Origin of the sequence: Mesorhizobium sp. M7A.F.Ca.CA.001.10.2.1 (assembly GCF_003998575.1) — a bacterium.
Taxonomy (GTDB): Bacteria; Pseudomonadota; Alphaproteobacteria; order Rhizobiales; family Rhizobiaceae; genus Mesorhizobium.
Map to the genome: position 1 here is coordinate 1 of NZ_RZQY01000502.1, position 4,488 is coordinate 4,488.

The following is a 4,488-nucleotide window of genomic DNA, read 5'->3' on the forward strand; positions in this document are numbered from 1 at the left end:
GAGAACGTGACGATCTCGGTCGAGCAACTGGCTCGCTTCGAGCCGGTGATCTTCGACCTTCGCATCGTCGAACGAATCGAGGCGGCCGCGAAACGCCGTGGCCTTGGCGTCAGGCGCATGACGTCCGGCGCCGGCCACGATGCACAGATGCTGGCGCGCATCGCACCGGCGGCCATGATCTTCGTGCCGAGCGCCGATGGCATCAGCCACAGTCCGCGCGAACACACCGAAGATTCCGAGCTTGTTGCCGGGGCCAACATCCTGCTTGATGTGGCCGCGCAACTGGCAAACTAGGTCAGAAGGGGCGGAAAATGTCTGAACTCGATCGCGATGCGCTGAAGCAGGAAATGATTTTCTGGCGGCGCGATCTGCACGCGCATCCCGAATTCGGTTTCGAGGAGAAGCGTACCGCAGCCTTCGTCGCTGCCAAACTGCGTGAGTTCGGCCTCGATGACGTCAGCGAAGGCGTCGGCGGCACCGGTATCGTCGGCACGTTGACGCGCGGCAGCGGCAATCGGGCGATTGCGCTCAGGGCCGACATGGATGCACTGCGCATATCAGAACAATCGGACGCACCCTACCGGTCCGGCAATCCTGGCATCATGCATGCCTGCGGCCATGACGGCCACACCACCATGCTGCTCGGCGCGGCAAAGCTGCTGGCAGGTGAGGGCGGTTTCGACGGCACCGTGCGCTTCGTCTTTCAGCCGGCCGAGGAATGGGGCAGGGGCGCACTCGCCATGCTCGACGATGGGCTGATGCAGCGCTTTCCCTTCGACGAGATCTTCGGCCTGCACAATATGCCCGGCTTGCCGATCGGGCATTTCGAGACCCGTGCCGGCCCCATAATGTCGGCCGAGGATATCTTCGAGATCGTGCTCAAAGGGCTCGGCGGCCATGCCGCGCGGCCGCATGCGGGCAATGAGACGCTGGTCGCCGCCTGCGCGCTGGTCACCAATCTGCAGACCATCGTCTCGCGCCGGCTGAGCCCGGCCGACATATCGGTGGTTTCGGTGACCGAGCTGATCACCGACGGCACCCGCAACGCTCTGCCCGGCCTTGCCCGCATCCTCGGCGATGCGCGCAGCTTCCGCCCCGAGGTCAGCGCCGAGATCGAGCGGCAGATGCGCATCATTACGCAGGGCACCGCTGCCGCCTACAATGTCGCGGCCGAGGTCAATTACAGCAGGGAGTTCGTGCCGCTGCGCAACGATGCTGAAATGGTCGATGCAGCATTTGCCGCCGCAAGGCACGTCTTCAAACCCGGCAACATCGCCGTCGCTCGCGAGCCGATGACCGCCTCCGAGGATTTCGCCCGCTTCCTCGACCATGTGCCGGGCTGCTTCGTCTTCCTCGGCAATGGCGAGGGCTCGGCGCCGCTGCACAATTCCAGCTACGATTTCGACGATGACGGGCTGTTGTTCGGCACGAATTTCCATGTCGCGCTGGTCAGGCAACAATTGGGCGGCGAGGCGGGAAGATGAAGGAGATTGCCGGGATGCTGGCCAGGACAAGCTTGTGACGGACCGGCGACCGATAGGGCAGTGCGCCTCGGTACGCTTTTAACAAAGATAATCCCCCGATGACGCAGGGGAAAGACTCAGCTAGCCTTACCTGTGCGGCGGACCTAATTATCCGCTTGGCCGGCGCTTCACTCCTCCCAAGCGGCGCCGGCCTTCTTCTCCAAAAAGTCCGTCCGGGACGCCACAGCGGGTTGCGGCAGCACGCGAACCCCGCAAAACGCCAAGTTCCGCCTCCGGTTGCCTCAAGAATGCATCGGGGAGCGCTGGCGAAACCGCCCTCCATCTTCGACTGCGCGCGTGGACGATTGGCAAGGGAACCAAAGGCGGTTTCCCCGGTTGGTTCTACTCCAAAGGAGTGTTGCACTATGTTCCGTCTGCTCGTCGCCGGCGCCTTCGCCTATGTCACTTATCGTATCGCCAGGAAGATGGTCGAAAACGTGCCCGATACGGTCGACCCGCTGCTGTTGCCGCCGTCGCAATATGATCGCGAGACCTTGCGGCGGCAGTCGGCCGACATGGGTGTCGATCCGCAACGCTAAAGACACGGATGTCGCACTTCGGCCTGTCACGAGGCCAGCCCCGCATCGATATTGCGAACAAAGCAGAAACGATGCTTGATGGGGGATGAACCTCGCCACTGCTGATTCGACCTTTCGGGACCCGACCGTCCAGCCTGCCTATCTCGCCCGGCTCAACGATGCCCAGCGCCAGGCAGTCGAGCACGGCGACGGCCAGATAGCCGGTCCGCTGCTGGTCATTGCCGGCGCCGGTTCGGGCAAGACCAACACGCTAGCTCACCGCGTCGCCCATCTGGTCGTCAAGGGGGCCGACCCGCGCCGCATCCTGCTGATGACGTTCTCGCGCCGCGCCGCGTCCGAAATGGCCAGGCGCGTCGAGCGTATCGCCGGCGAAGTGCTCGGCCGCGATGCAGCTGTCATCACCGATGCGCTGACCTGGGCGGGAACCTTTCACGGCATCGGCGCGCGGCTGCTTCGCGACTATGCGCTGGAGATCGGCCTCGACCCTGCCTTCACCATCCATGATCGCGAGGATTCCGCGGACCTGATGAATCTGGTCCGCCACGAACTCGGCTTCTCGAAGACGGAAGCGCGTTTCCCCACCAAGGGAACCTGCCTTGCCATCTATTCGCGCGCCGTCAACGCACAGGCGCCGCTCAACGAGGTGTTGGGTTCCGCCTTTCCCTGGTGCGCCGGTTGGGCCGAGCAGCTGAAACAATTGTTCGCCGGTTATGTCGAGGCCAAGCAGGCGCAAAACGTGCTCGATTACGACGATTTGCTGCTCTACTGGGCGCAGATGGCGGCGGAGCCCGAGATAGCAGCGCATCTGGGCGGGCGTTTCGACCATGTGCTGGTCGACGAATACCAGGACACAAATCGCCTGCAGGCTTCGATCCTCATGGCACTGAAACCCGACGGCGCCGGGCTGACGGTGGTGGGCGACGATGCGCAGTCGATCTATTCGTTCCGCGCCGCCGAGGTGCGCAACATCCTCGACTTCCCCAACCAGTTCGCGCAAGCCGCCGACGTCGTGATGCTGGAGCGCAATTACCGCTCGACCGAAACCATCCTGGCGGCCGCCAATGCGGTGATCGGCGAAGCCTCGGAGCGCTTCACCAAGAACCTGTGGTCGGAGCGCAAGTCGACCGACAGGCCAAAACTGGTGACCGTGCGCGACGAGGTCGAGCAGGCCAATTTCGTCTGCGATACCATCCTGGCCGAGCGCGAGGCCGGCACGGCACTGAAATCGCAGGCGGTGCTGTTTCGCGCCTCGCACCACAGCGGCCCGCTGGAGATCGAGCTGACGCGGCGCAACATTCCCTTCGTCAAGTTCGGCGGCTTGAAATTTCTCGATGCCGCTCACGTCAAGGATGTGCTGGCGGTGCTGCGCTTTGCCGAAAACCCGCGCGACCGGGTCGCCGGCTTCCGCGTGCTGCAGCTGATGCCGGGCATCGGCCCTTCGGCTGCCGCGCAGATCGTCGAGACCATGACGACGGCGCTGGACGAGGCGATGGGGCTGGCCGGCTGGCGTCCGCCGCAACGCGCCGCCGATGACTGGCCGGGCTTCGTCTCGCTCTATTCCGGCCTGCGCGCCGGCGCCAAATGGCCTGCTGATCTCGAACAGATCAGGCTGTGGTACGAGCCGCATCTGGAGCGCATCCACGAGGATGCAACGACGCGCCGCGCCGATCTCTTGCAACTCGAGCAGATCGGCTCGGGCTACGCCTCGCGCGAACGCTTCCTGACAGAACTGACGCTCGATCCGCCGGACGCCACCAGCGACCAGGCCGGGCCGCCGCATCGCGACGAGGACTATCTGATCCTGTCGACCATCCATTCGGCCAAGGGCCAGGAATGGAAGAACGTCTTCGTGCTCAACACGGTCGACGGCTGTATCCCGGCCGATCTCGGCGTCGGCACCAAGGAGGACATCGAGGAGGAGCGCCGGCTGCTTTACGTGGCGATGACGCGAGCCAAGGACAATCTCAACCTGGTCATGCCGCAACGCTTCTTTCCGCACGGCCAGGCGGCGCGCGGCGACCGCCATCTCTATGCCTCGCGCACCCGCTTCATCCCGGCTTCGATCCTGGCTGCGTTCCAGCAGGTGTCCTGGCCGAGCGCACAGGCGGCACAGGGCAGGGCGGCTCGGCCGGAGGTGCGCGTCGACATCGGCGCGCGCATGCGCGGCATGTGGAAATAGCTGCGGGATAGCGCCCCATGTTGAAACCACCGGTCAGGGTCGCCATAGCGGGTGCGCTGGGCCGCATGGGCCGCGGGATGGCGTCCGCCATGCAGGGCGACGCGCGGCTGGCGCTCGCCGCCCGCTTCCACCGGCCGGGCAGTATCGGCGAAGGGCTGGTGAGCCGCGACGAGGCGCTTGCCGTGGCCGACCTGGTCATCGACTTCACCACGCCGGCTGCCTCGGCTGATCTGGCCAGCATTTGCGC

General features: G+C 64.8%; 4 protein-coding genes and 1 pseudogene. All 5 read left to right on the forward strand.

What is annotated here, in order from left to right:
* On the forward strand, positions 1-294 hold a 294-nt coding region (locus EN964_RS25815; RefSeq protein WP_127276901.1), incomplete at its 5' end, for a M20/M25/M40 family metallo-hydrolase.
* Positions 295-311: 17 nt separating this feature from the next.
* Positions 312-1,484: a M20 aminoacylase family protein gene (locus EN964_RS25820; RefSeq protein ID WP_127273269.1), complete on the forward strand. Its 1,173-nt coding sequence runs from the start codon at positions 312-314 to the stop codon at positions 1,482-1,484.
* Between the two features lie 404 nt (positions 1,485-1,888).
* The gene (locus EN964_RS25825; protein WP_127269821.1) at positions 1,889-2,062 is read left to right on the forward strand and encodes a hypothetical protein; all 174 of its coding nucleotides are present in this window, start codon (positions 1,889-1,891) and stop codon (positions 2,060-2,062) included.
* A gap of 85 nt (positions 2,063-2,147) precedes the next feature.
* Positions 2,148-4,241: an ATP-dependent helicase gene (locus EN964_RS25830; RefSeq protein ID WP_127269823.1), complete on the forward strand. Its 2,094-nt coding sequence runs from the start codon at positions 2,148-2,150 to the stop codon at positions 4,239-4,241.
* 17 nt (positions 4,242-4,258) lie between these two features.
* A pseudogene (locus EN964_RS25835) lies at positions 4,259-4,488 on the forward strand (4-hydroxy-tetrahydrodipicolinate reductase); the annotation flags it as partial.